28 protein-coding genes and 2 other annotated features are annotated in these 26,633 nt (G+C 36.4%); of the genes, 8 read left to right on the top strand and 20 right to left on the bottom strand.

Annotated elements, in window-relative coordinates; genetic code table 11:
- Positions 1 to 32: 32 nt before the first annotated feature.
- The 6 genes from HF969_RS07895 to HF969_RS07870 all read left to right on the top strand — a co-directional run bounded on the left by HF969_RS07895 (position 33) and on the right by HF969_RS07870 (position 4,274).
- Positions 33 to 413, top strand: coding sequence for a GntR family transcriptional regulator (locus tag HF969_RS07895; RefSeq protein WP_090290156.1), 381 nt, complete (start codon positions 33 to 35; stop codon positions 411 to 413).
- Positions 406 to 1,086, top strand: coding sequence for an ATP-binding cassette domain-containing protein (locus tag HF969_RS07890; RefSeq protein WP_090290155.1), 681 nt, complete (start codon positions 406 to 408; stop codon positions 1,084 to 1,086). Before HF969_RS07895 ends, HF969_RS07890 begins: the two co-directional genes overlap by 8 nt.
- Positions 1,087 to 1,830, top strand: coding sequence for a hypothetical protein (locus HF969_RS07885; protein WP_090290154.1), 744 nt, complete (start codon positions 1,087 to 1,089; stop codon positions 1,828 to 1,830). It begins immediately after the preceding gene.
- Positions 1,831 to 1,843: 13 nt separating this feature from the next.
- Positions 1,844 to 3,049 carry a hypothetical protein gene (locus HF969_RS07880; RefSeq protein ID WP_090290153.1) on the top strand — a complete coding sequence of 402 codons (1,206 nt, stop codon included), beginning with the start codon at positions 1,844 to 1,846 and terminating at the stop codon, positions 3,047 to 3,049.
- Between the two features lie 79 nt (positions 3,050 to 3,128).
- Complete coding sequence (locus tag HF969_RS07875) at positions 3,129 to 3,449, top strand: hypothetical protein (protein ID WP_090290152.1); 321 nt, start codon at positions 3,129 to 3,131, stop codon at positions 3,447 to 3,449.
- A gap of 201 nt (positions 3,450 to 3,650) precedes the next feature.
- Positions 3,651 to 4,274: a hypothetical protein gene (locus HF969_RS07870; protein WP_090290151.1), complete on the top strand. Its 624-nt coding sequence runs from the start codon at positions 3,651 to 3,653 to the stop codon at positions 4,272 to 4,274.
- A gap of 110 nt (positions 4,275 to 4,384) precedes the next feature.
- Here the strand turns inward: HF969_RS07870 and rpmA are convergent, their stop codons facing one another.
- The 20 genes from rpmA to HF969_RS07770 all read right to left on the bottom strand — a co-directional run bounded on the left by rpmA (position 4,385) and on the right by HF969_RS07770 (position 24,022).
- Positions 4,385 to 4,675: a 50S ribosomal protein L27 gene (gene rpmA, locus HF969_RS07865; protein ID WP_090290150.1), complete on the bottom strand. Its 291-nt coding sequence runs from the start codon at positions 4,673 to 4,675 to the stop codon at positions 4,385 to 4,387.
- A gap of 12 nt (positions 4,676 to 4,687) precedes the next feature.
- Positions 4,688 to 5,032 carry a ribosomal-processing cysteine protease Prp gene (locus HF969_RS07860; protein ID WP_090290149.1) on the bottom strand — a complete coding sequence of 115 codons (345 nt, stop codon included), beginning with the start codon at positions 5,030 to 5,032 and terminating at the stop codon, positions 4,688 to 4,690.
- A 2-nt stretch (positions 5,033 to 5,034) separates the two neighbouring features.
- Positions 5,035 to 5,346 carry a 50S ribosomal protein L21 gene (gene rplU, locus HF969_RS07855; RefSeq protein WP_090290148.1) on the bottom strand — a complete coding sequence of 104 codons (312 nt, stop codon included), beginning with the start codon at positions 5,344 to 5,346 and terminating at the stop codon, positions 5,035 to 5,037.
- Between the two features lie 36 nt (positions 5,347 to 5,382).
- Positions 5,383 to 5,453: a sequence feature (ribosomal protein L21 leader region), on the bottom strand.
- 80 nt (positions 5,454 to 5,533) lie between these two features.
- Entirely contained in the window at positions 5,534 to 7,438 is a 1,905-nt protein-coding gene (locus HF969_RS07850) for a M13 family metallopeptidase (protein ID WP_090290147.1), read from the bottom strand.
- 98 nt (positions 7,439 to 7,536) lie between these two features.
- On the bottom strand, positions 7,537 to 8,100 hold the full coding sequence (mreD, locus tag HF969_RS07845; protein ID WP_090290146.1) for a rod shape-determining protein MreD: 564 nt from the start codon (positions 8,098 to 8,100) through the stop codon (positions 7,537 to 7,539).
- Positions 8,093 to 8,941, bottom strand: coding sequence for a rod shape-determining protein MreC (gene mreC, locus HF969_RS07840; RefSeq protein WP_090290145.1), 849 nt, complete (start codon positions 8,939 to 8,941; stop codon positions 8,093 to 8,095). The genes mreD and mreC overlap by 8 nt, the downstream gene beginning before the upstream one ends.
- A 28-nt stretch (positions 8,942 to 8,969) precedes the next feature.
- Positions 8,970 to 9,989 (bottom strand): rod shape-determining protein, encoded by a 1,020-nt coding sequence (mreB, locus tag HF969_RS07835; RefSeq protein WP_090290144.1) that lies wholly within the window; start codon positions 9,987 to 9,989, stop codon positions 8,970 to 8,972.
- Positions 9,990 to 10,251: 262 nt separating this feature from the next.
- Positions 10,252 to 10,455 (bottom strand): cold-shock protein, encoded by a 204-nt coding sequence (locus HF969_RS07830; RefSeq protein WP_090290143.1) that lies wholly within the window; start codon positions 10,453 to 10,455, stop codon positions 10,252 to 10,254.
- A gap of 185 nt (positions 10,456 to 10,640) precedes the next feature.
- Positions 10,641 to 11,306 carry a RadC family protein gene (gene radC, locus HF969_RS07825; protein ID WP_090290168.1) on the bottom strand — a complete coding sequence of 222 codons (666 nt, stop codon included), beginning with the start codon at positions 11,304 to 11,306 and terminating at the stop codon, positions 10,641 to 10,643.
- Between the two features lie 108 nt (positions 11,307 to 11,414).
- The gene (locus tag HF969_RS07820) at positions 11,415 to 12,761 is read right to left on the bottom strand and encodes a bifunctional folylpolyglutamate synthase/dihydrofolate synthase (RefSeq protein ID WP_090290142.1); all 1,347 of its coding nucleotides are present in this window, start codon (positions 12,759 to 12,761) and stop codon (positions 11,415 to 11,417) included.
- Positions 12,762 to 12,784: 23 nt separating this feature from the next.
- Entirely contained in the window at positions 12,785 to 15,430 is a 2,646-nt protein-coding gene (locus tag HF969_RS07815) for a valine--tRNA ligase (protein ID WP_090290141.1), read from the bottom strand.
- Between the two features lie 47 nt (positions 15,431 to 15,477).
- Positions 15,478 to 15,694, bottom strand: a binding site (T-box leader).
- 71 nt (positions 15,695 to 15,765) lie between these two features.
- Positions 15,766 to 16,509, bottom strand: coding sequence for an NAD-dependent protein deacylase (locus HF969_RS07810; RefSeq protein WP_090290140.1), 744 nt, complete (start codon positions 16,507 to 16,509; stop codon positions 15,766 to 15,768).
- Between the two features lie 99 nt (positions 16,510 to 16,608).
- A complete protein-coding gene (locus tag HF969_RS07805) occupies positions 16,609 to 16,989 on the bottom strand; it encodes a RidA family protein (protein ID WP_090290139.1) in 381 nt (126 codons plus the stop codon).
- Positions 16,990 to 17,028: 39 nt separating this feature from the next.
- A complete protein-coding gene (gene thiI / locus HF969_RS07800; protein ID WP_281241377.1) occupies positions 17,029 to 18,228 on the bottom strand; it encodes a tRNA uracil 4-sulfurtransferase ThiI in 1,200 nt (399 codons plus the stop codon).
- A 12-nt stretch (positions 18,229 to 18,240) separates the two neighbouring features.
- The gene (locus HF969_RS07795; RefSeq protein ID WP_090290137.1) at positions 18,241 to 19,398 is read right to left on the bottom strand and encodes a cysteine desulfurase family protein; all 1,158 of its coding nucleotides are present in this window, start codon (positions 19,396 to 19,398) and stop codon (positions 18,241 to 18,243) included.
- A gap of 98 nt (positions 19,399 to 19,496) precedes the next feature.
- Positions 19,497 to 21,221, bottom strand: a complete 1,725-nt coding sequence (locus HF969_RS07790; RefSeq protein ID WP_090290136.1) for a septation ring formation regulator EzrA — start codon at positions 21,219 to 21,221, stop codon at positions 19,497 to 19,499.
- A 198-nt stretch (positions 21,222 to 21,419) separates the two neighbouring features.
- Positions 21,420 to 22,028, bottom strand: coding sequence for a 30S ribosomal protein S4 (gene rpsD, locus HF969_RS07785; protein WP_090290135.1), 609 nt, complete (start codon positions 22,026 to 22,028; stop codon positions 21,420 to 21,422).
- Between the two features lie 199 nt (positions 22,029 to 22,227).
- On the bottom strand, positions 22,228 to 22,923 hold the full coding sequence (locus HF969_RS07780; RefSeq protein ID WP_090290134.1) for a 5'-methylthioadenosine/adenosylhomocysteine nucleosidase: 696 nt from the start codon (positions 22,921 to 22,923) through the stop codon (positions 22,228 to 22,230).
- 13 nt (positions 22,924 to 22,936) lie between these two features.
- On the bottom strand, positions 22,937 to 23,437 hold the full coding sequence (locus tag HF969_RS07775; RefSeq protein ID WP_090290133.1) for a hypothetical protein: 501 nt from the start codon (positions 23,435 to 23,437) through the stop codon (positions 22,937 to 22,939).
- Positions 23,438 to 23,440: 3 nt separating this feature from the next.
- Positions 23,441 to 24,022: an NUDIX hydrolase gene (locus HF969_RS07770; protein WP_090290132.1), complete on the bottom strand. Its 582-nt coding sequence runs from the start codon at positions 24,020 to 24,022 to the stop codon at positions 23,441 to 23,443.
- 177 nt (positions 24,023 to 24,199) lie between these two features.
- Here HF969_RS07770 and HF969_RS07765 point away from each other — a divergent pair, with 177 nt between their 5' ends.
- Together HF969_RS07765 and HF969_RS07760 are read left to right on the top strand one after the other, a co-directional pair.
- The gene (locus HF969_RS07765; protein WP_090290131.1) at positions 24,200 to 25,300 is read left to right on the top strand and encodes a 5-bromo-4-chloroindolyl phosphate hydrolysis family protein; all 1,101 of its coding nucleotides are present in this window, start codon (positions 24,200 to 24,202) and stop codon (positions 25,298 to 25,300) included.
- A 28-nt stretch (positions 25,301 to 25,328) separates the two neighbouring features.
- Positions 25,329 to 26,606, top strand: a complete 1,278-nt coding sequence (locus HF969_RS07760) for a toxic anion resistance protein (RefSeq protein WP_090290130.1) — start codon at positions 25,329 to 25,331, stop codon at positions 26,604 to 26,606.
- The last annotated feature ends 27 nt before the right edge of the window (positions 26,607 to 26,633 follow it).

Raw genomic sequence — 26,633 nt, 5'->3', positions numbered from 1 at the left:
GAATACATCCGCACACTTATGGAGGTGGAAAAATGAAACTGGAATCGAATCTACCCATCTATACCCAAATTATAGCTTGGGTGAAAGATCAGATCGTCACAGGAAAATATACGCCTGGTTATCAATTACCATCAAGAAGACAATTAGCAAAGGAATGGAAGGTAAACCCCAATACCGTTCAAAAGGCATTTAAAGAAATGGAGGATTTAGGCATGATTGTTACTCAACCTCAAAGACCCAGTACAATAACTGAAGACACTCGACTGATTTCTCAACTGAAATATGAATCGATTGATCAAGCCATTGAAAACCTCGTCGATGTTTTACTTCCCATGGACTTACAACTTGAAGAAGTTATCCAGCGCATTACACATGCCTATCAAATTAAAAAGGAGGCTCTTAAACATGATTAGAATTGAGAACCTAAACAAGTCTTTCGGTAAGCGCAAGGTCCTTAAAGACATAAATTTGGAAATTAATCCAGGTGAAATTACGGGTTTAATTGGCATCAATGGTACGGGGAAGTCGACCTTAATTAACTGCATTGCAAGACTCTTACCCTATCAAGGTGAAATTTATGTTGATGAAATGAAGTTAAAAGATTCCGAATCTAGAATATGGCATGTCCCCGATTACCTCAACTTTCCCCCTTCGATGACGGTTAAAGCATGCAAAGAATTTATGTATAATCTATATCCGGCTTGGAATCCTTCTCGAGCCAAAGATATTCAGGATTTCTTTCAATTAGAAGATGAAGCAAAAATTAAAGAATTATCCAAAGGAAACCAAGCAAAATTAAACTTAATGTTAGGTTTAGCGCTTGACGCTGATTACCTTCTGCTCGATGAACCATTTGCTGGTATCGATGTCTTTAGCCGGGAACAAATTCTTGAACTCTTTGGTTCATTTATCCAAAAAGATTGCGGTGTCTTAGTAACCACTCATGAACTTTACGATGTCGAACATTTCATTGATCGCGCCGTTTTAATGAGTGAGGGCCAAATAAAACATTCTGTCTATTTAGAGGATATGCGTGAGAATGAAGAGCTATCGCTCGTTGAATGGCTAAGAAAGGAGTTAAAGTAAATGAAAGAAGTATTGCGTTTAACTTATTTTGAAATACAAAGGCAGAAATTTTATTGGTTAACCGTTGCTTTAATCTATCTAATCCTGTCCTTTATCAATATACAAAGTAATTTCCAACAAAATATGGTAAATCAGCCAAATATATTGCTCAATATCATAAATATCGCCTTTATTATCGGAGTTATTAGTATGGCAATTGCGACCCTCTTAATCTGGTTAAAAGATTGGTTTAGCCAAGGTAAGATGATTTCTCGCTGGCTAGCTGGCCCGTTTAAACGACCCAACCTTTACCATGCTAAATTCCTTAGCCTCGTCTTTTATTTTTTCCTGAGTATTTTATTCGTTTATTTCACAGTATATATTTTTCATTTTTTCTTACAATTGATCTTACAAGAGCGGTATTCAAATGATATGCCCCTCTATCTCGTTTTCAACTTTTCTTATTTTACCAATCTTTTCACCGAATCAATCTGGGTATCGCTTATTAATCTCTTAGCCTGGCTTGCATTGATTCCATTCACCCTTCTGTTTGTACTGCTTGAACGTGCCTATTCCTGGAAATGGTCTGTTCTCTACTTGCTCATCATAATAGCAGGAATATACCTTGCTGGAAAAATGATAGCTTCTGGTATCCTACCTAGTAATCTTAAGTTTCATGCTTTTTATCCACTCAGTTTTATCCTTGTAGGAAGTATTACTTACTTGATTGGTAGTCAATACGTCGCAAAAGATCTGCATATCTAAAGGAGGTAGAAAAATGAATTATTACAAGCAAATGATTAAATACTTTTCAATCATTGGCATCGGTTTAATCTTGTTAGTAGGAAGTCTCTATGGTCTTAACGCACCGATTGTTGGAAAATTAACACCGATAGAAGGAAAAGAAAAACTAACCGATCTACCTGAAGAGTATGTTCAACTAAGTAGTCAAAATAGTTTCTTCTCTTTGCCACAAGAAATGACTCAGAATAAAAGCGGTGATTATCAGTTGAGCCGTTCAAATCTCAGCTTCAAAACCCTTGATTTTGAAGGAAATAAAGAATTAAAAGCATTGGCTAAAGAAGTCCCCACCTTTTTCAAAGGAATCGATTCACTGAAACAAATCTATCAAGGAGATAACTACTATTTCTGGATTGAAAGTGATTTCTTTTCTGATGAAGGTAAGCCCATCAAAGTTCATTTTTTAGACTTTACAAATAAAAAGGAGCTTATCAAAGATATTCCTATAATCAAGCCTTCAATCAATGACTCGAATAGAATCTATCTGCAAAATGCTCAAGGCCGTCAAGTGGATGGTAAATATTATCTAATGTGTCTTTACAATATCGAATCGGGAAACCCTAATAGCGGCAAATTTTCCTTTGAAAATACAATTACAATTTACCAACTTGATGAAGTGAACAAAGAAAATCAATTTAAACTCATTAATGAAGAAAGCTATAATTTATATGATGAAGAAGAAACATTCGCTAAAGAAGTTTGGTTCAATGAACCAGAGTCTAATAGTAGGCACGCTCTTGATGCCCCTTTTATTCAAACTACCTATAATCTTGAAAACGGCAAGCCGGGTCCCTTCTTTCTCTTTGATTTTAAAGAACAAGCATGGCAAGAAATTGAAACAAATTATCCTAAAGCGGATTCCCTTCAAATTTTGACAGCTGATTCTAGCAAACTTTATGTGTTGGAATTCCGAGAAAATAAAAACTATTTAGGCTATTATTCATTTGAGGATCAAACTTATACTGGTGAGATTCCAATTGAACATTTTGAATCCTTAAACAATATAATTGACATTCAAGTAGTTGACTACAACAAAGAGGGAGAGACACTCTTAGCCTTAAACGATTTTGATCATAAATACTATGGTTACTACAATTTAAATAGTGGGCAAACGGATTCTCTATTTAAAATTGATTTTCCCAAAGAGTATCATAAATTTTTAGACTTAATTAATTGGAATTAAAGAATCATACTCATCCACATTGCACTTTAAAGGCGTCTATACTAATATATAAGTAAAGACGCCTTTAAGGAGGTCATTTATGCAAAACTATAAAATCGAACGGTATTTAGAGCTTTTCCGTAAAATTTATACAATCACTTTTATTTTGGGATTAATTTCTTTATTGACAATCATTATTGCTAAAATTGCTTATCCAAATCCTCTTTTTACTGTTTCTTCGAGACTTGGGGTTATTTTATTCGGAATAGGATTCCTCTTTTTTCTAATGGCATTCGCTCTAGCATTGATCCAACTAATTAAAAAGAAAAGATTCACTAATGAAATTGAAATCCCCCTCTTAACTGGCTTTCTCATTCGAATGCTTCTCGAATTTTTAAGCCTTATTCTGATTATCCAGTAGCTTAGTTTGTATACTAAGCTATTTTTTATTTTTAAAAAAAGTAATTCAGTTATTTTTTTAAGCAAATCAATTTCTTTTTTCATTAGTTAAAGATATATTATAGTTATAGAATCATTCATGATTCTCCATAAAATTACCTGTCGAATAGTAAATGTAAACGTTGGAAGTATTTCATACATCAATTTTTAAGGAGGAAGTGAAATGAAGAAAGGCTTTTTACTACTGGCAAGTATGATGATGTTAGGCGGGACTAGCGTTTTTGCGCAAGGTGAAAAAGAAGCAGAAAAACTTAGGGAAGATATTTCAAAACTCGAGAAAATGCTTCAAACTAAGAAAGACCAATTAAAAAAAATGACTGGTGAAGAATCGATTGAAGACAAAGATAATAATGAAGAACAAGACGATAAAACTGCTGAAGATGATAAGATCAATGGATCAGAAAGCGTAATTTTAGTAGACGATACGGACTTTTATATTGCTTTTAAAGAAATTAACGAAAAAGAAGACTCTTTCTTTGGCCGTAGTCATGAAATTGTTTTCGAGATTGAAAACCGAACAGATGAGAAATTAATGGTCCAAGCAGATACTGCTTCAATTGATGGAAAAATGATCGATCCATCAATGATTACCTTCTTTCAAGAAATAGGATCTGGTAAAAGAGCTGATGTAAAAATGTCTATTATGAGTTACGACCCGAAAGAAGAGATTCCAGAATTAAAAGGCGATTTAGAATTGGAAATTAATGCTTTTAATTTTAAAAGTTTAGAAAGTTTCTATACATACGACATTATGCTGCCTCTCGATGAAATTGAAATTAACCAATAATGATGATCATGTATTTGACTATTACTTAAACAAAATTAATTCAAGCAAAAAAGCAGACCTCGATAAATTAGGTCTGCTTTTAAACATGTTAAGAAATTTGAAAGGTTTGACTAAGCTTCAACAGCTACTGGATATACGGAAACTTTTTTAGCTTTTTTACCTTTGCGTTCAAATTTAACGATTCCATCGATTTTAGCAAATAATGTATCATCGCCACCACGGCCAACATTTTCGCCTGGATGGATTTTTGTTCCACGTTGACGGTAGATAATAGATCCACCTGTTACTTCTTCGCCGTCGCCAACTTTAGCGCCTAAACGCTTAGCAATTGAATCACGGCCATTTTGAGTAGAACCTCCACCTTTTTTCGTAGCGAATAGTTGTAAATCTAATTTCAACATAGAGAGCACCTCCTATAAAGTGATTTGTTTTAAATGGATATAATCGGGATAAGCTTGTTCTGTTATTTCTAAAGCTAAAATTAAATGCCGCATCAGAAGTTGCACATCTTGTTTTAACTTTTTTTGGTGGATGGATGGAAGTACCAGTTTGAGATAACCACCTTCAATTTCATTGATAGTCGTTTCTACAGGCACATTCAATAGTTGGTATAGAGAGTTTTCAACTGAAATTACTTGGCTAGATACTGCTGCACAGACTATATCTTGTCCATATTCACCATATCCAGCATGTCCTGTCATTTCAATTGACTTAACTTCTTGACCATCTGCTGAAAGGCTTATCAGTACTTGAATCATCCTTATGCCTTAATTGTGTTAACAGTTAACTTAGTATATGGTTGACGATGTCCTTGCTTACGGTGAGAATCTTTACGACGTAAATATTTGAAAGTAACAACTTTCTTTTCACGTCCTTGTTTCTCAACAGTGGCTTCAACAGAAGCTCCAGCAACTAGTGGGGAGCCAACTTTTGTTTCACCTTCGCCACCTACTAAAACGACTTCATCAAAAGTCACTTTATCGCCTACTGCAACATCCAACTTCTCAACAAAGATTGTTTGTCCTTCTTCTACTTTAATTTGCTTGCCGCCTGTTTTGATAATTGCGTACATTCAAGCACCTCCTATTATTAGATTTTCGGTATAAATACCTACACTTAGACTCGCCAACTTGAGTGTCTAACGCACTTAAACTCAAGGATGAGCGGTTGCAGTTGTGGTGCTACACAAATACAACATTAGTATGATAACAGACTTGCTTTTAAGTGTCAATATTTCTTCGATTTCCTGATTAGAAAAATTACCAGATACGCACACGGTCTTCTGGAGGTAACCACATGCCGTCCCCTTCTGAAATTCCAAACGTTTCATGAAATTCATCAAGATTCTTCACTTGCACATTGCCACGTAATTCTGCTGGTGCATGAACATCTACTTGAAGCAACATTAATTCATAATCCGGACGCGCTTTTTGACACCAAATGCGGGCCCAATTGATAAAGAAATCTTTAAAATCTGTTTCTCCTTCATTTTTTAAGGCATTTAAAGCAGCTGTCAAACCGCCTCCATCTGCAATGTTTTCAGAAACAGTTAACTTCCCATTCACTTTTCCTTGACCAAAAGGCATACCTTCCCATTGTTCAACTACCGCTTGAGCTTTTTGGTTAAAAGCTTCAAAGTCTTGGTCAGTCCACCAGTTATTCAAGTTACCATTTTCATCAATTTTAGCACCATTGTTATCAAAGGCATGCGAAATCTCATGAGCTATGACTGCTCCAATTCCTCCATAATTAGCTGCTCTTGATTGATCGAGACTATAGAAAGGAGCTTGTAAAATACCCGCCGCAAAACAAATATTGTTTAATGTGGGATTGTAATAGGCATTTACTCTATCTGCTGGCATCAACCATTTATCTCGGTCGACTGTTTGCCCATATTCTGAAAATTGATTCTTTTGATGGATCATCTTTAAATATAGACAATTTTTAAAAAGAGAACTCTCTGCATTCACTTTTAAGTCTTTATAATATTCTGGATAGCTGTCTGGAAAACCAATTAGATAGTCAAATTTTTCTAACTTTCTAATGGCTAATTGAATGGTTTCATCACTCAACCATTGGTTCTTTTCCAATCTATTTTTATAAACTTCAATCATAGCTTTGACCATGCTCTCGATATCGTTACGAGCTTCGAATCCTAGATATTTTTTGCCATAATAGGTACCGATCACTTGATCAAACATATCCCTTACCAGGTAAAAATTAAACTTTTTGGCTTTCATCGGTTCAGGCGTTCCTGATAGGGCTAATGAAAACTGACTACCTTTTAAACGAAAATCTTCACTTAAAATCCCTGATATATCATTAATTGTTCTTACTAATAACCAAGATTTAAGCAGTTCAATAGAGTCCGACTGAATAATTTCATTTAAGTTTTCGAAAAAAGAAGGCTGGGTAACAATAATTTTGTCTGGTACTTCTTTGATCATCTGCTTAATAAAAGAATCAATTGCAATTTCTTGGCAATAATCTTTCACTTCAGCAATGGATCGTGGGTTATAATTTTGAGTATAGTCCGCTAATTCTTCTTGCGTTTTCTGATACTTAGCTAATTTTCGATCAAATTCTATGCAGTTTTTTACCCATTGTTGACTTTGCTCATTATCATAATCAAGACTTATTAATAATTCTTCGCTTTGTTTTTGGTATATGTCCAAAAGAAACTGACCTTTTTCATTTTCTTCATCGTAATAGGGAGTGTCTGGTAAAATTAACCTGGGTACATCCATATAAAGGGAATTTTGTTGCGCATTTTTCATATCAGGTTCAACGGATAAGTTAATTAACGAAGGCAATTTATAGTTTAATAATTCCACCATTTTATCGGTAATAGCTTGGTAATCTGCTTGTGAAAGGATACTATTTAAAAAAGCTTTAGCTTCTACATAACCGTCTTTCTCCCGCTGATCAAAATCAAGCGCTTGTTTATATAGTTTGATAAACTCTAACATTAAAGGATCAGTCGTCGTTATTTTGTCTTCAAGTAATTCGCTGATGTCATTGAGACAAACTTCTTCTACTTTTTCAGCTAATGACATAAATCCACCTGTTGCAGGTTTGTCTGAAGGAATAACCGCTTTTTCTAACCATTCTCCATTTACTGCTTGATATAAATTGTCTTTTAGCAATGCCTGATTAATTCTCATAATGGTTCCTCCCTTATACTTTTTGTTAATCTTAATTTATTATACCATATTTAATTTAAGTATATAAAAACTTCGGGAAAATTTTCCCGAAGTTTTAGCTAGAAAATAATATGGTCATCATAACCTAACCAACGCACGAGCATCCGATTAGGAAAATACATGAAAAAGGTTAAAGCTGTATTAAAGATTAAGGTCGGTCCTAAACGCATTAGGACATAATCTTCAAAAAGAAGCTGACTTAACCCTACTTGTTGATAGAAAAAATAGACAATAAAATCTATAAAAGTTAAGGAAACAATGAATAACATCATATGGATAATAGCGTTACGTGGGAAATGTTTTCTCACTGAGATAATGCAATAAGCCATCAAAAAATACAAAATCGCATAGAGGCCTAAAATGGTTGAATTATAGGCATCAGCAATTAACCCGATAATAAAGGCATAAATTAAAATGGAGGAATTCTTCAAATAAAAAGCAAAGGTTACGATGAAATAAATCAGTAAATGAGAAACAATGATCTGTTGATTACCCAAAAAGGCTTTTGGAAAGATGGACGGTAGGGCTGAGTCTATAACAAGAGCAAAGAGTAAAACGAGTGGAACAATTCCAACAATGTTTCTTTCTCTTTGATAACCAAATTTGGTTGAAAAACTATTCATCTTTCTGAGCTCCTTCACGCAAGATTACTGTCACAAAACGTATATCTGTCATTTCTCCTGCTGGTTTCACACTCACTGTCTGAAACAAACCTTGTGCGTCCATTTCAGTATTGGTCACCTCGCCGATAAATAGAGAAGCTGGAATCACTCCACCTAATCCCGAGGTAATTACCATATCACCCGCCTTAACCTTAGCATCCGGTAAAACTTGAGTCATCAGAAATTCTTTCTTCTTCGGATCATAATCGCTAATCACACCAATCGCAGAAGAACCGTCTTTATCGGTTTGAACCCGAGCCGAAACCATTCCCTCCTTGGATTGATTACTGGTTAAAAGCAAAACTTTTGATGAAGTTGGATATACTTCGATCACACGACCGATTAAGCCATTGCCTGCCATTACCGCCATATTTTCTTCAATTCCCTGTTTAGATCCTAAATTAATAATCAAAGTTTCAGTCCATTGATCAGGATTTCGTGAAATGACCGTTCCATGAATACTAGTGAATTTAGAGAGTGTTTCGGATAAATCAAGCTCTTGACGCAACTTTTCATTCTCGGTTTCAAGATCAGCAATTCGAACTTGCATTTCATAAGATTTATCTATCTTCGATTTAAGCGCCTCGTTTTCTTCAAAGGTATTCACTAAATCATCCACGGAATTCACAAACTGCACAACCATACTGACTGGTTCTGAAAATACTCTACCGGTCCATGAGATTGTCTCATTAACTGCGGTCTTAACCACATTATTCGTTCCATTAAAGAGTGAATAGGCGATTAAACTTGAAATTAGAATTCCTCCGAGAAGAATCCCAATTAACTTCTTATTATTCAGCATACTTTGCCTTCTTTCTACTAGTTAACAATTAGCGTAAGCTCCGTTCTATGACGACTGATTGACGATCTAATTCATCGAACATGCGACCTGCTCCCATCGCTACACAATCGATTGGCAGGTTTGCTCTTCTAACAGGAACGCCAATTTCTTTTTGAATCCGATCTGGTAAGTGCTTAAGCAAAGACCCACCTCCTGTTAAAACGATACCTGTTTCCATTATATCAGCTGATAATTCTGGCGGGGTTAATTCTAATACTTGTTTCATACCCATAATGATTTGATTAATTACAATATCTACTGCCTTGGCAACCGTCTTGGATGATATCTTGGCTTCACTTGGAACACCCGTTACAACATGTCTCCCCTTCACAACTAAATGATCTTCTTCATTCGGATCGAATAAAGCTTCGCCAATCACAATCTTTAATGTTTCAGCCGTATAATTTCCTATCATCAAATCATGTTCTTGACGTACTTGGGACTGAATTTCATCATTCATATTGTTACTAGCTGCACTCAGAGTAAGAGAATCTACAATTTCTCCGTAAGATAAAGTGGCAATATCCGTTGTCCCACCACCAATATCAACAATCATTTTGCCACGCGCTTCTTCGATTGCCATATCAGCCCCTAAGGCTGCTACAAAAGCTTCTTCTACTATCATAGCTCGGTTAATTCCCAGTGATTTAATCGCATCGATAATAGCTTTTCTTTCAACCTTAGAAATTTGACTAGGGGCACTGATCACAACTTCAGGTTTTGATAAAGAAGTATTCAAAGCCTGAGTGATAAAATAGCCTAACATCTTCTTAGTCATTGAAAAATTTGCAATGACTCCATTTCGTATGGGATAAATCATTTCATAGCGATCGGAAGTTCTCCCGACTAATTTTGATGCTTCTTTACCGTAAGCAACTATTTCATTAGACTCTTTGTCGATAGCTACTATTGAGGGTTGATGCAAAGCGATACCCTTTCGCGCAATATAAACGATGGTCGTTGAAGTTCCTAAATCGATACCTATTTGCTGTTTGCCAAAGATCCCCATCTAGTCAACCGCCTTTCAAATAATAGCAATAGCTCTGTAAATTATAGCAAAAAAAATGAGCAAAAACTAGCAAAGCCCGTCTTTACTCCTAGGATTTTATCTTTTTTGCAAAACTTAGCCTGATCCATTCTTCTCTATCTAACCTCAAAACAATATACCATCTTCTATCATAACTAAAAAAAGATTCATCATAAGAGATTTATCATCCCTTATGATGAATCTTACTTCGATATTATATTTTTTATGAGCTCTGTTCAATGAATTAAGCTAATTTTTCAACATTTGCGGCTTGAGGTCCACGTGCGCCCTCTTCAACTTCAAATTGAACAGCTTGCCCTTCAGCTAAAGTTTTGAAACCTTCACCTTGAATAGCAGAGAAGTGAACAAAAACATCTGAATCTCCTTCACGTTCGATGAAACCAAAACCTTTAGACTCGTTAAACCATTTTACTGTACCTTGTTCCATATACAAATATCCTCCTCGTGCCTTAGCACTTAATAAAATTATATTCTTGCTCTTGGTACGAAGTGGAATTTCCAAACTATGATACCCCTTACAAAAACATATATAAATTCTAACATAGGCTGGCCAGAAATTTCAATAGCTTTAAGCAAATTTCTAATTTTAGGAGACTTTCACTTAACTATCAATTAGATAAAACAATTACTCTCTTCCCTCAAACTGATGTATCGATCACTACCAATAATCAAATGGTCTAGGAGTTCTATTCCCATCATCTCGCCACAGGCAATCATCCGTCGTGTAAATTGTAGATCGGCTTGAGAGGGATCTGGATTACCGGACGGATGATTATGAGCAATGATCAAACGTGCAGTCGGATACCTAACGGCCTCTTTGAAGATTTCTCTTGGACAAGCCACCGAGCTATTAACTGATCCTATAAAGACCGTTTGCTTTTTGATGATCTCATTTTTACTATTCAGAAACAGAGCCAATAAGTGTTCCTGATGTAAATCACCCATTTCTTTAATTAACCACTGGCCCGCTTGAGCAGTCGAAGTTAAAACGCCATACTTATGAAATTGTGCTTCTTGTACTCTAGACCCAAATTCAATAGCCGCTTTTATCTCTATCGCTTTTGTTGGTCCTATCCCTTTAATGGACTGGAGTTCACTGAGAGAAGCTGTTTTTAAAGTGTTCAGTGGTTCAAAGTGGCTTAAAAGTCGGATCGCTAAATTTAAAACATTTTCTTGTTTTGTTCCTGTCCTAAGAAGAATTGCTAGCAATTCATGGTTTGATAAGCTCTTGGCTCCATAATGGACAAGTCTTTCACGTGGTTGATCATATTGCGTCATTTCACGTATACAAGCACCAGTCGATGACAAAAAAATTCCCCCTTACTTCTTATATTAATAAATACAAGCAATAAAGAGGAAAGGTGCTTAAAGAATCTCCTAGTAACTCTATGCGTCTATATCATTTAATAAATAAGCTCTCGCTTCCGATACAAAATACAAAGACCCCGTAATCAGTAAAAGTGCTTCTTTGTTGGTATGATTGGCGGCAACATATTCGTGCATCCAGCTTTTCCAATCTCCGACGTAATTTGCTTTTTCTCCATTTTTAATTGATTCGGATTGTAAAATATTTAAAAAGTCTTTTTCTTTCATCGCTTCAAAATGATGGAAAGAGGTTAAAAAGATCGATCGTGCATGAAAACTTAATAATAATGGAATTTGTTCAGCTTGATTTTTCTTTTTTAAGCCACCATAAATGATGGTGATTTCAAAATCAGATAAATTATCATCGACTACTTTTTTAAGAGCAGCTAACCCTTCCATATTGTGAGCACCATCTAGAAAAACATAAGGCTTGTCCATTATTTTTTCCAAACGTCCGATCCATTTTGTTTGTTTAAGCGCTTGTTTGGCGTTAGACCAATTAATGGTTTGTTTTTTTAGAGTCATCCACTGTAGAAAAACTTGTAAAGAGACAGCCGCATTTCTAACTTGGTGATCACCGATCATAGTAATCTCAAAAGGTTCTTGAGAAATAGCTTGCGTTTGACTCCAGAATTGAAATTGCGTTCTAAACGGTCCTAGCTTTTCAATGTGTTTTACGCCAAATGTCTGGTCATAGGAGTGGTGAACGGCTGACCTTGCATCCGCCCATTTATCAATGATTCTTAGAGGACTGTTTTGAATTAAACCGGTAACCACTTCTTTTTCGCTTTTAATAATGCCTGCTTTTTCTAAAGCAACCGACTCTAAAGTATCGCCTAACATGTCGGCATGGTCCATTCCAATCGAAGTGATCACTGCAATTTCACCGTCTAAAACATTCGTACAATCAGACATCCCTCCGATGCCCGCTTCAATTAAGCAAACATCCGGTTGTTTTTCTTGAAAATATAAACACATCATGATGGTAAAAAGCTCAAAATAGATTAGCCGTCCATACGGAGAATTTTCTTCCATATAAGCATTTAAATCTACCAATCGATTAGTCAAGCGAATTAAATCTTGGTCACTAATTTGCTGACCATCAAAAGTTATCCGCTCATTAAACCGCTCAATATGTGGTGAAGTGAAAGCTCCTACTTTAAAGCCTTGACTTGATAACAGATCTCTTAAATAGGCAACTGTAGATCCTTTACCATTCGTTCCTGTGATATGAATAATGGGCAATCCTAGGTGGGGGTTCCCAACGTATTCTAAAGCCTGATACATCTTAGTCATATCGGGTCTTGGCAAAGGATTGACTTGGTTTAACAACCAATGTGTAGCCTCATCAACATTTGAAAACGTCATCTTCATTCCTCTTTTTCTAACCACTAAATTAATGGCTTTAATTCTTCTATTCTTACTTGAACAGCTTTTAACTGTTGTTCATAATCTGTAAGTTTTGTACGCTCAGCTTCTACTACCTGAGCAGGTGCCTTATCAACAAAGGATTGATTGCTTAATTTTTTAACCAACCGTTCGACTTCTTTTTCTAATTTAGCTACTTCTTGTTGAAGACGTTTTATTTCATCCTCAATCTTAACTAAACCTGCTAATGGAATGAATATTTGTGCAAAAGAAAGGGTCTGAGTAACCATTTCACCGTCAATCACTGGATCAATTGCAATTTCTAGGTGATCAGTATGGCAAAAACGGTTTATATATGCTTGGTTGCTTTGTAAACTTTCTTTAATCGCTTGATCTTTAACTTTAATGATGATACTTAAAGCTTTAGAAAGTGGGGTATTCATTTCATTTCTAATCTGACGTACAGCTGTAATTACTTCAATTAACTCTTGCATTTGCATTTCAGCTTCTTCATGACGATAACCTTCTACGACTACTGGGTATGTAGCAGTTACAATAGAAGCTCCTTTAGGGGCTATCTGTTGCCAGATTTCTTCAGTTACAAACGGCATAATTGGGTGTAAAAGTCTTAAAATTTGATCTAAAACATATACGAGTACCGATTTAGTAGTTAGGTGATCATGATCAGAATCTTGTAATTGCTCTTTGGTCATTTCGATGTACCAATCACAATAGTCATCCCAAATGAAGTGATATAAAACTTTACCCGCTTCGCCAAATTCAAAACGTTCAAATAAGCGTGTTACTTCTTCAATGGTGTTTTGTAATCGCGATAAGATCCATTGATCGGCTACTGTTAAATCTTGACCCATTTCAAGATTTTCAATGGTCAAATCACCCACATTCATTAATACATAACGTGAAGCATTCCAAATTTTATTAATGAAATTCCAGGCGGCGTTCATTTTCTCTGTTGAGTATCTGACATCTTGACCAGGAGTAGAACCGGTAGCTAAGAACCAGCGTAAAGAGTCTACCCCATACTCATCGATCACTTCCATCGGATCGATTCCATTACCAAGCGATTTGGACATTTTGCGCCCTTCGCTGTCGCGAATCAACCCATGAATTAAAACATTCTGGAAGGGACGTTTCCCAGTAAATTCTAAGGATTGGAAAATCATCCGTGATACCCAGAAGAAGATAATATCATAGCCGGTTACCAATGTACTGGTTGGGAAGTAGCGTTGGTAATCATGACCTTCTTCTGGCCATCCCATGGTTGAAAAGGGCCAAAGGGCTGATGAAAACCATGTGTCTAAGACATCAGGGTCTTGGACCCAATTTTCTTTATCTCTTGGAGGTTCTTCACCAACATAAATCTCACCCGTTTCTTTATGATACCAAGCTGGAATTTGATGTCCCCACCAAAGTTGACGAGAAATGACCCAATCATGGACATTCTCCATCCAGGTTTTAAAGGTTTGGTTAAAGCGTGGTGGATAAAATTCAACCGCTTGCTCAGTCTCTTGATTGGCTAACGCTTGCTCAGCTAGCGGCTTCATCTTAACGAACCATTGAGTAGACAGGTAAGGCTCTACCACCGCTCCAGACCGCTCAGAATGCCCCACAGAGTGGGTATGGTCTTCAACCTTAACTAAATAGCCTTCTGTTTTTAAGTCTTCAACGATTTGTTTACGCGCATCAAAGCGATCCATACCTGCATATTTGCCGCCTAATTCATTTATGGTACCATCTTTTTCCATCACATTAATACGGGGTAGATTATGACGGTTTCCGACTTCAAAGTCGTTAGGGTCATGAGCCGGAGTGATTTTAACGACCCCTGTCCCAAATTCGCGATCGACATATGCGTCCGATACGACAGGAATTTCACGGTTCATTAAAGGTAAAAGAACCTTTTTACCAATGAGGTGCTGATAACGTTCATCATCTGGGTGAACTGCAATGGCTGTATCTCCCAACAACGTTTCAGGTCGGGTGGTAGCTATTTGAACTACCTCTTCACTGCCAACTATTGGATAATTCACGTGGTAGAAAGCACCTTGAACATCTTTGTGAATCACTTCTATATCAGATAAGGCTGTTCGAGCTTTCGGATCCCAGTTAATAATATATTCACCGCGATAGATTAAGCCCTTTTCATAAAGTTTAACAAAGACTTTATTCACCGCTTTGTTTAAGCCCTCATCCAATGTAAAGCGCTCACGTGAATAATCTACGGATACGCCCATTTTACCCCATTGTTGGCGAATAATAGCCGCGTATTCTTCTTTCCAAGACCAGGTTTTTTCTAGGAATTTTTCACGCCCTAAGTCATAGCGAGTCAACTTTTCATCCTCAGCTAAACGTGCTTCAACTTTAGCTTGGGTTGCAATACCAGCATGATCCATCCCTGGTAACCACAAGGTATCAAAACCTTGCATGCGTTTAGACCGGATAATCATATCTTGCAAAGTGACATCCCACGCGTGACCTAAATGTAATTTACCAGTTACATTAGGAGGTGGAATAACAATCGAGTAAGGTTTTGCTGATGGGTCCTGAGAGGGTTTGAAAACCCCTTGTTCTACCCATTTTTCATATTTTCCTGCTTCAACCGTCTGAGGTTGATATTTACTTGGCATTTGCTTTTTATCTTCTACCATACTTACACCTTCCTTAAATAGTATTCATAAAAAAAGTCCTATGCCATGCATAGGACGTCAAAAACGTGGTACCACCTAAATTTAACCAAGTTAACGTATTCTTACTTGATTTCTCAATCTTGTTAACGAAGTTTACTCCGTAAGACACTATTATTTATTTCTCATGTCTTATGACTCCAAGCTACCTTCATTCATCAAGAAACTTTCAGCGCAAGGTTTCCTCTCTGGAACGTGATGAATTACTCTTCTCTTCATAGTCAAATTAAAATTTAAGTTGCAAACATTTTACCATTCTTCGTTGATTTGAACAAGGGCCAAACCATTTAGTGAGGATTTTACAAAAGATCTTTAACCGACTGAAAGACTTGTTCAATCTTTTCTTGAAAGACTAAAGCATTGGGATGATTACTTATAATAGGGGTTTGGTTAATCACTACTTGATCGTTTCCCTTAAAATAATGGATGAATGAAGCGGCGGGATAAACATTTAAGGAAGTACCAGCAATAATCAAAAGATCCGCATGACTAATGGCTTGAATAGACTGCCTAATAGTTTCTTCATCCAACATTTCTCCATAGAGTACAACATCCGGCTTGATAATCGCTTGATCTTTAGGACAACGCGGAATGCCTTGAGCATCTCTTTCTAAATCCTTCAGACTATAATAAGTGCCACATTGGCTACAATAATTATCCAAAACAGATCCATGCAATTCTAAGACTTGGCTAGAACCCGCCTTTTGATGGAGACCATCAATATTTTGCGTAACAATCGTCACATTTTTACCCTTATCTTCTAAATCTTTTAAGAAGGTATGGGATAAATTAGGTTCAATTTCAGGGTATACGAGTTTATCGAAATAGAAATCAAAAAATATTTTTGGATGACTCTGGTAAAAGGGATGGGAAATAATTTCTTCTGCTGAAAATTCATAATTGCTATCCTGCATAAAGATTCCCTGCGCCGAACGGAAATCGGGAATACCAGAGCCAGTTGAAACACCCGCTCCACCAAAAAATACAATGTTTTGACTTTCTTGAATCATCTGAGCAAAATGTCTAATCTGATCTTCTGCCATTACTTTCAATCTCCTTTAAATATAGTCACTAATAATATGCGAAAGAGCTGCCAACGACTTCTTTCTTCAGTCGTCAAGCAGCTCAATTTAAAAACTTGATTATAAGCTAGCAATTACTTCTATTTCAACCAAAACATTCTTAGGTAAAGTCTTAACAGCAACTGCTGAACGAGCTGGTTTAGATGTGAAATATTCGGCGTAAACTTCGTTAAAAGCAGCAAAATCTCCCATATCTGCTAGGAAACATGTCGTCTTAATCACTTGATCAACTGAATAACCTGCTGCGTGTAACAAAGCATCAATATTCGCAATTACCTGCTTAGTCTGTCCGGTTACGTCACTCGCTTCCACTTCGCCAGAAGCTGGATTGATTGGAATTTGACCTGAACAGAATAATAATTCCCCTACCTGCTTGGCTTGAGAATAAGGTCCGATGGCTGCAGGCGCTTTTTCAGTGTTGATTGTTTTAATATCTGTCATAATATCTCCTCTTTCTTAATTGACATTTGCAAAACCTACTTACAATAACTCATTGAAAGCTGTAGTTGCTTCACTTTGGTAACTAGCAGAAATTTGGCTTGTCTTAACAGAGACCAATGCTTCTTTTACTAGTTCGTCAATGGGTAAGAGGGCTTCATACTCTTTAACAGTATGAAGTCGAGGCTTAGTCCACGGTGACTTTGGTGCAAAGACCGTACAGCAATCTTCGTAAGGCTCATTGGAAATATGATAAGTTCCAATCGTTTCAGCCATGGCTATTATATCATTTTTATCTACCGCAATTAAAGGTCTTAATATTAATGATTGGGTTACTTCGTTAATTACGGACATCGATTGAAGCGTTTGTGAAGCTACCTGACCTAAAGATTCTCCATTGACAATGGCACGTGCTTTGCGTTCTTTTAATAGTGCATCCATTACCCTTAACATGATACGACGCATGATAGTCATTGATAGATTATCAGGAACATGTTCACGGATCGCCAATTGAATGTTAGCAAAAGGAACCTCATGGAAAGTAATTTCTGTTGCATAGCGAGCTAAGACAGCCGTCAGTCGTTTTGCTTTTTCAAGTGCTTGCAACGAAGTATAGGGTGGACTAGCAAAATGAACCATCTCTAACTTCATTCCCCGCTTAATCATTTGGTACCCAGCAATTGGTGAATCAAAACCGCCTGAAAGCATTAATAATCCTTTTCCACTTGATCCATAAGGTAAACCACCCATGCCCGGGTAATTCTTTAAACTGAGATAGGCTTTATCTTGATGAATGGATACTACCAATTTATGCTTTGCCTGTCTTAAGTCAACGTTTAGATCTGGATACGCTTGGAGGATGACACCCCCTACTTCTCTTTGAATGGCGATACTATCATATTCAAAAGTTTTGTCAGATCGCTTAGCAATGACTTTGAAAGTTTCTCCTGGTTGAATTTCTACCTTAGTAAATAACTCGAGTGCTTTCTCTTTAATTGCTTGAAGATCCTTTTCGACCGGAAAAACGGGTTCAAAACGCTGGATTCCAGGAATATTTTTTATAATTTCAATTAAGTCATCATAGGTCATTTCTTGCCAATAAAGATGCATAAAATCATGGTGAGCGTGAATTTTTATTTTTTCCAGCTGTTTTGTTTGATATCGAATATGTTCGGCAATTTTATTTTGGAACATTTTACGGTTACGACCTTTGGTGGATAGCTCACCGTAGTGAATTAACATTTCTTTCAAAAATTAAACCCCTTTCAAATCTTGCATAAATTTCGCTGAGATCTCTTTTATTTTTGTAGTTAATAAATCAATTTCTATTTGATTTGTTTTTTGTGAAAAGGAAAAACGAACAGAAGATTGCGCTACGCGATCTTCAACTCCCATTGCTTTAAGGGTATGATGGTCATTTTTCTTTCGACTCGAACAAGCCGATGTCGTAGAGATCATGATTTCAGCGTTAGAAAAAGCTTGCAGTAAAACTTCCCCAGGCACTCCTGGAAAGGCTGCACATATGATGTGAGGACTGATCTGATCTTGTTTTCCGCCGAAAACGCGCCAATTATTTTCACTCAGGACCCGCGTGACTTGATCACGGTAGTGAGTTAAACGTTGCAAACTTTCTTCTTGCACTTCCCAAGCAAGCCTCAAGGCTTTAGCAGTTGCAACGATTGCTGGTAAATTTTCAGTAGAGGACCGCTGACCAAATTCCTGTCCTCCTCCGAATAGAAGAGGCGCCTTATTCACACGTTGACGGATAGCCATAAGGCCAACCCCTCTTACGGCATGGAACTTATGGCTGGAAAGGGTCAATAAATCAATCCTTGCTTGATGGATCCACTTCATTCGACAAGTTATCGCTTGAACTGCATCAATATGCCAAAGAATTTGTGGGTAGTCGCTTAAGCTTTCTGCCATTTGCTCAATGGGCAAAAGTGCTCCCATCTCATTATTAACTAGCATGGTAGAAACAAGCAAAACTTTATCATTCAACAATTCCTTAAAAGCTATCAGATCAATTTGTCCGTTTTGATCCACTGGAGCAAGTATGACTTCAAAGCCGCTTGTTTGTAGGTGGTCAATTTGAGAACGAATGGAAGGATGTTCAATAGCTGATAAAATGACCTGCTTCTTATCTGGATGTAAATCAGCATGAAGGCTTAAAAGGCTCTGTAAGACCCAATTATTTGACTCGGTTCCAGAAGAAGTAAAATAGATTTCATTCCTTTCAAAGTGGAGCAAATTGGCTATTTGTTGTCTAGCATTATTTAGTAAATGATGCGCTTCTTGACCAAGAAGATGCGCACTGGATGGATTGGCAAAGTATTGTTGAGCTACTTGTATATAGGTATCTAAAACTGCTGAGCTTGGTGGTGTGGTTGCGGCGTGGTCAAAATATAACATAATTTTCCCTTTCAATTTATCTGTAATTTATCATAGTTTATAACTCAAGAAAAAACCGAACAGATTCCAACAGGATGGAATCTATTCGGACTTTATTTTTAATAAAATCGGATTTGTTTTTCTTGATGGTACATTCTCCGTACCTGGGTCGGAGCGTCTGGGTCCACCCGACGTAAGGCCTTTTCAATGGTAGCAAGTGCTTCGCGATAACGAAACTCTTGATGGAAGTAATATTGCGCTTCCTTAATCGCTTGGTCCACATCCGGATAATCATATCGGAAACGATTAGAATGTTGAATCATGTATTCAGTAAGCATTGCGGAATCGATCGTCTCTTCCGTCATGGACTCTAATTCATCGAGCCCTTGTTCCAAATTACCTTCCATTTCATCAATTTGGCTCATATCTACGCGAACACGATTAAGCTGTTGCGATAGGTTTTCAATTTGATCAGTCACTTTATAGAATAATTGATAATAGCTGTCATGTAAGCCAGGTAAATGATTTTTTTCTAACTTGCGTTTCATATTTCTCAAGTCTAACTCATACAAATCTAAGTTTGATTTCGCTTCTTTTTCTCTACTGGTCAAACCTGATAGTGACTTCACTAATTGATTCTGTTTATCAGCTATCTCTTCAATTGAACGCTCAATTTTCCGCATCTTTGTTTCAATCTGTGTAAACACCGCATGACTTTGTTCGATGTCGGACTCAAGGTCTTTAAATTTTTGGTATTCCAAACGAATTTGTTCGGTTAAATCGTTCACTTGATCTAATTCGTTATTATGCAAGATATAAGATTGAGAAATCCGATCGACTTCAATACCTGCATAGCGATTATTTTCAGTAACAGTTTCAATTTGTGCTTTCAATTGATGAATATGACCATTTACATATTCCTTGGCAACAATTTCCGATTCTAACTGGTCATACAAAGAGTTGATCTCACGCTCTGCTTTGTCCATTAAAGTTTTTGCATCAGCCAAATCCGCATTTTTAATTTCGTTTTTAGCTTGATTTAACTGTTCTTGTATCTTATCAATTTCTTCTAAGACATTAATATTTTCAAAATTAAAGCGACTCGCTACCATTTTTTCATAGCCATCTCTAAGATCTTCAAGCGAATCTTCATATTCGCTTTGAATCTTATCGTACATGCTTGGAATCTTTTGTAAGATTTCTTCAAATGATAAGAGATCGGCATCCAAAGTGTCGAGCATATCTTGCGCATCTAAATGGTCCCCATTAGCGGTTAACTCATTATACTTGGTGAAGTTCAATTCTAAGTATTGAAGATTCTTCTCAAGCGTTTCAATAGCAGGTCCATAATCAAAGGAGTGGTTCATTACACTTTTTCTAGCTGTTTGATAGCGTTCAAGTAAGGATTCATAGCGGTCTTGGTTTTCCTCTTCAGTAGCCAATAATTCCGTTAATTCTTGGTGTAATTGATGAACTTGATCTTCCGTTTCATCTAAAATCTCGCGTGCTTGATTTAAAGCATTTTTGGCTCGAACCAAATTCATTTGCTCAACAAATTGTTCAGACCCGACTAATGCAGCTTCAATTTCAGTAAATTGAAAGTTAGTAATTGTTTGCCAAGTAGCCACTAGACTTTCGTATTTTCTTTTAGTTTGACCAGATAAATTCATGTTTTTCAAAGTAAAGAGCTGGTCAGCAATAGAAATGGACATCATTTCGTCTTTTCGCTGCTCTAAGTCCTTAATTTCTTTCTTTCTCTGTGTACGGAAATAATAAACTAATCCATATGCCAAGAGTATTGCTACGACGATCAAGAACAGGATGTCCGTGAATTTAATACTCATTCATTTTCGCTCCCCTACTTTTTTCTCTTATCTCATGCCTGATTGGCTTTTTGCATAAATAATCACCATACATTATAACATTATGGCCTCTTCTTTTAAAGTAAATGTCCAATAAAAATGCTGAAAGTCCACTATTCAGGAATGGAAAAAAATAAGATTGGGAAAGGTCCCAATCTTATCAAACAAAATATTTAAGATTTAGCCTAATTTATTGTAGTATTCTACGACTAGGGCTTCATCAATCTCAGCATTTAATTCACTACGTAATGGTAATCGAACTAAACTGCCTTCTAATTTATCAGCATCAAAATCTACAAACTCTAAACGAGTCACTGTTGATTCTAAAGCTTCTTTAATGATCGCTAGGTTACGTGAACGTTCACGTACGCTAATTACTTGACCAGGCTCTACAATGTAAGACGGGATGTCTACACGTTTACCATCAACTGTAATATGACCATGGTTCACTAATTGACGTGCTTGACGACGAGTAGTTGCTAGTCCTAAACGGTAAACCATGTTATCTAAACGACGCTCTAACATAATCATGAAGTTTTCACCATGTTTACCTTCAGAGATTTTACCTGCACGATTAAATAAAGTGCGGAATTGGCGTTCATTCATACCATACATAAAGCGTAATTTTTGCTTTTCATTTTTTTGCAATGCATATTCTGATAATTTTTTACGTTGGTTTCCGTGTTGTCCTGGTGGGAATGGACGTTTTGATAATTCCTTACCAGTTTCTGTTAATGAAATTCCTAAACGACGTGACTGTTTCCATGATGGTCCTGTATAACGTGACATTAAAATTCCTCCATAAAATATATTGGAGTAAAATAACTGGTTAGAAAATCGAATGCGTGCAGTTAGTTTTTCACCTTATGCAGCCGTGGTTACTCATTAACGATTCCGTTACTAACTGTTGACGCGCTTTCTTTTTCTATGCTGCATTATTTTACACTCTTTCTATTATACCGATCTTGAGCAGATAATCAAGCCTTTTTTAATCAAAATGAGCTAGTATATCCAGCACCAATTCTGCTGATTGACGTCCAGCTAAGAGGATAAATTCATCGAAACTCATACTCGCAGACTCATCAGCCTTGTCAGAAATCGAACGAATAATAATAAAGGGTGTGCTTAGCACATAAGCCGCTTGAGCAATCGCAGCCGATTCCATTTCGACCGCTTTAACTTCAGGAAATGCTTGAATAATTTTTTTAATCTGCTGGCTATCACTAATGAATTGATCGCCTGAAGCAATCAGACCAATCGTTACGGGTTGTCCTTTCTGATTTGCTAACTGATAGGCCAATTGACTTTTAGTTTCATCTGGTTGATAAATAGTCGGCATTCCGGCCATTTGACCCTTCTCATATCCAAAAGCTAATAAGTTCACGTCATGATGAATTAACCCATCAGCAATAACCAAATCGCCAACTTTTAATTCAGGTGCTAACCCACCAGCACTGCCCGTATTAATAATTAAGTCTACACTAAAGTGTTCAACTAGCAAGACGACGGAAACACTAGCATTCACTTTTCCAATCCCTGATTGAACGAGAACAACTTCTTGCTCGTTTAAAACCCCTTGGTAAAAAACGAATCCATGATATTCTATAGGTTCTGCATTAACCATCTCCGCCTTTAAAAGACGGATTTCTTCTTCCATGGCACCAATAATACCAATTTTTTTCATCCTATTATCCTCTCTATGCTAAAAATGCGATTAACAACACTAAAATCAAAAGAACCCCTACTATCAAAATCCCATTATTCAAAAAACGGTCAATTTTAGCCGAATACTTTGCCCTCTTTTTTATTTTAGAACTATCTTCATCGGTCAAGTTCTCTACTCCCAGATCAATTTGAGGCATATGATTCTGGTCCATTTCTTGATTAGAAAGCGAATGATCATAACCATCTACTTCTTGTACCTTGGAGACATTTGGATCGAAATACTGACCGTTGAATAGTTGTGTTTGATTTTCTTCAGTCAAAGAAGAGAAATCTTGCGCATCTGTTTCATTTCCTGTTCTAGCCATAAATTCGTGGTATAAATCATTATCTTCTTCAAACGGTAAGCGATTTATAGAGTCATCAAAATTTGCGGTCGAAAAATCTTCTTCAAGCTTTCCACCTTCTTCTTGCTCATAATTTAAATATTCCTGATAGTCTGCTTGTTTTTTCTTTTTACGCTTGAATAATCCCATATTCTAACCCTCCAAACTATTTAACCAAATCGTTAATGCGTATAAAGTTTTTAAGTCCATGATTTCGCCATTATCGATTAAAGCCTTTATTTGTTGGGCCGTAAATAATTGATGTGAAACTTCTTCATTATCATCTTGATCCAACTTCTCCTTAGCTTCTTCAATTGCTTTAGCAAAAAAAAGATAAATAGCCTCATCAATATAACCCGGTGAAATATAGACTTTAGAATTAAATTCCCAATCTGATGATGCATACCCTGTTTCTTCATTCAATTCACGTTGAGCAGCTAAGAGTGGATCTTCTAATTCATTACCTACTTGATCGATAATGCCAGCTGGGATTTCATAAATTGCACGCGCTATTGCCGGACGATACTGTTTAACTAAGACTATTTGCTTGTTTTTAGTTTCGGCTAATATACCGACTGCTGGCAAATGGTGAATCAACTCACGGTTAGCTTTTTGACCATTCGGTAAACGGATTTCATTTTGATAAAGTTGTAATATAGAGCCATCATATACTTGATTTATCGTTAAGGTTTCATTGTCTTTTATAAATGGAATGGAATGTGGATGATCTTTCATGATTTTCTCCTCATAGTATTTAATATCTGTAGTAACCGGTAATTCTTAATCAGTGTAGCGACAAGAAGTGTTTCTTTCAAGTCTTTTCCCCTTCTTAATTAAAGAATAGGCCTCAAGTCTGATAAGACTTTTTATTGCCTATGGTATTCTAAAATTAAGAAAAGGGAGGTTTCAATCATGTTTGAACTTTTAACAATTATATATATGTTGTTTTTAGCAGGTCCTCTGTTTGCCAACATGCAAACACTTAATCGATTTGCGAAAAAAGGAAGTCGCCTATCAGATATCTGGACGGCTGACTTGAAAAATAATACGATTAAATTAATTATTTTGATTCTTATTGGACAATTTTTTGGATTTTCCTATTACTTTACAACCATGATATTTACTACCTTATCCGTTTTATTTGCTTGGGCGATATTAGCTGTTATCTTCTATTATATACGCCACATTAATTCTTCGAAATGGATTTGGATATTTTATCATATTGGACAAGTTCTTTCAGTTTTATTCAGTTTAGTTCTCGCAGATTACATGGCAAATTATCAAGATCATGTTTCATATAATTGGTTCGACTATCTATCTCTATCAGGAGTGACCTTGTTTTATCTAACCATTGCTGTTCTATTTTGTTCTGCTGGTGTCGGTTTGCTCGCTTATCTATTAAGACCTAAATACATAAAGAAACAAAAAAAATCATTTTTCAAACATCTTAATAAAAAACCTAGTCGTAATATGTTAGAGCATTACCAAGCAGCAGGTTTAACTAAACAAGAAATTGAAGCCTTTAGAAGCCAAATGGCTGACTCGCGCAAACAAATTCTTAATATAGAAGCGAACTTTCAAGCAACTGCCAAAATGCGTGCCATCGAAATTCGTCACAATATTGTGAAAGTAGCAAAAAATTATTTTAAAGATATCGTTGAAGAACCGAATCGTCGCTTAGATGCTTCAGATTTTTTGATTAATTATTTACCACAACTTGAAGACTTGTTAGAAAAATATAATGAGATCAATTCACATGTAGCCAAAAATAAACAGACCTATTTAATCTTAGAAAAAAGTGCACAAACGATTGATCAATTAAGTCAAGAAATCGTTGAAGATTATTTGAGTTTTCACTCAGATACATATCAAGAATTGGAAGATGGCTTGAAATTAGCTGACCGAATGCTTCATAATGAAACTAAAGATCGTTCAGATCTCTTTGATAAACAATCAAAAGATAAAAATTTGAATGATTTTGATATGGATGATCCCTTTGGTGACTTTGACTAAAAACTAAGACAAAAAGGAGTATGCTACTATGACTGATACAGAAACTAATAACGAAGAATTCGCTCCAACTAACTCTTTTGATGAGATTGATGATCTTTTAACTGATCCCTTTGACCAAGAAGAAGATAAATTTGAACCGACTCAATCCCTGCAAAGTGAATTGTCCAAGGCGTCAATCCTCTCACGAAAAAAGATAACGAATGAAAAAACGATCGATCGCCTCAGTGAAAATCGTCAAGAACAAGCACGGAAACTCGCTCAGCAGATTGATGAAAAGAATCTTTCAGCCGTTATCACATATGGAGCAAAAGCTCAAAAAAGATTATCAGAATTCTCTCACTCCATGTTACATAATGTTCAACTCAAAGATACGGGCGAGGTGGGTGATGTTCTCACAGACCTGATGACAACCTTACAACAGTCCAATCCTAAAGAACTAACAAGCAAACCGAATTTATTTCAAAAACTTTTTGGCCAGATTCGTGCTTCTATTTCTGACACCCAAATGAAATACCAAAAAATTGGTAATCAATTGGATAAGGTTGTGATTCGTTTAGAAAGAGAAAAAAATGAATTACTAAATGATAATATGATGCTAGAAACTCTTTACCAAAAAAACAAAGATTATTTTGAAGCCTTGAATGTTTATATAGCAGCTGGTGAGGTGAAAATTGAAGAATTACAAACCAAAACCATTCCGCAAGCTATCCAAAAAGCACAAGAAAGCAATAGTCAAATGGATGTGCAAGAAGTCCACGATTTAAATCAATTCCTTGACCGTTTAGATAAACGAACTCATGACTTGCGTTTGACTCGACAAATGACTATTCAACAAGCCCCTCAAATTCGGATGATTCAAAATACCAACCAAGCCTTAGCTGAAAAAATTCAAGCCTCTGTCCATACTTCCATTCCTCTATGGGAAAACCAAATTACAATTGCCCTTGCCTTATTAAGACAACAAGATGCTGCCACCTCTCAACGAATGGTTTCGGAAACCACCAATGATTTACTTCGCCGCAATTCTGATATGCTAAAGCAATCTGCTATTGAAACAGCTAGAGAAACAGAACGAGGTATCATTGACATTGAAACTTTACAAAAGACTCAATCCGACTTAATCGAAACGATTGAAACCACTCTTCAAATCCAAGCAGAGGGCCGTCAGCAACGACAAGCTGCGCAATTGGAATTAGAATCAATGGAAAACCAGTTACAAGAACGTCTCCTAGCTATTTCTAATGAACAAAAACAACAAGCTATGAACCCTAAAGCTACTAAAGAAGACTATTTTGAAGACTTTTAAAAGACTCACCCATAAGCAGGAAATATA

Source organism: Facklamia miroungae, assembly GCF_012396555.1.
In the GTDB taxonomy this organism is placed as follows: Bacteria; Bacillota; Bacilli; order Lactobacillales; family Aerococcaceae; genus Facklamia; species Facklamia miroungae.
This window is presented reverse-complemented; position numbering and strand designations above follow the sequence as displayed.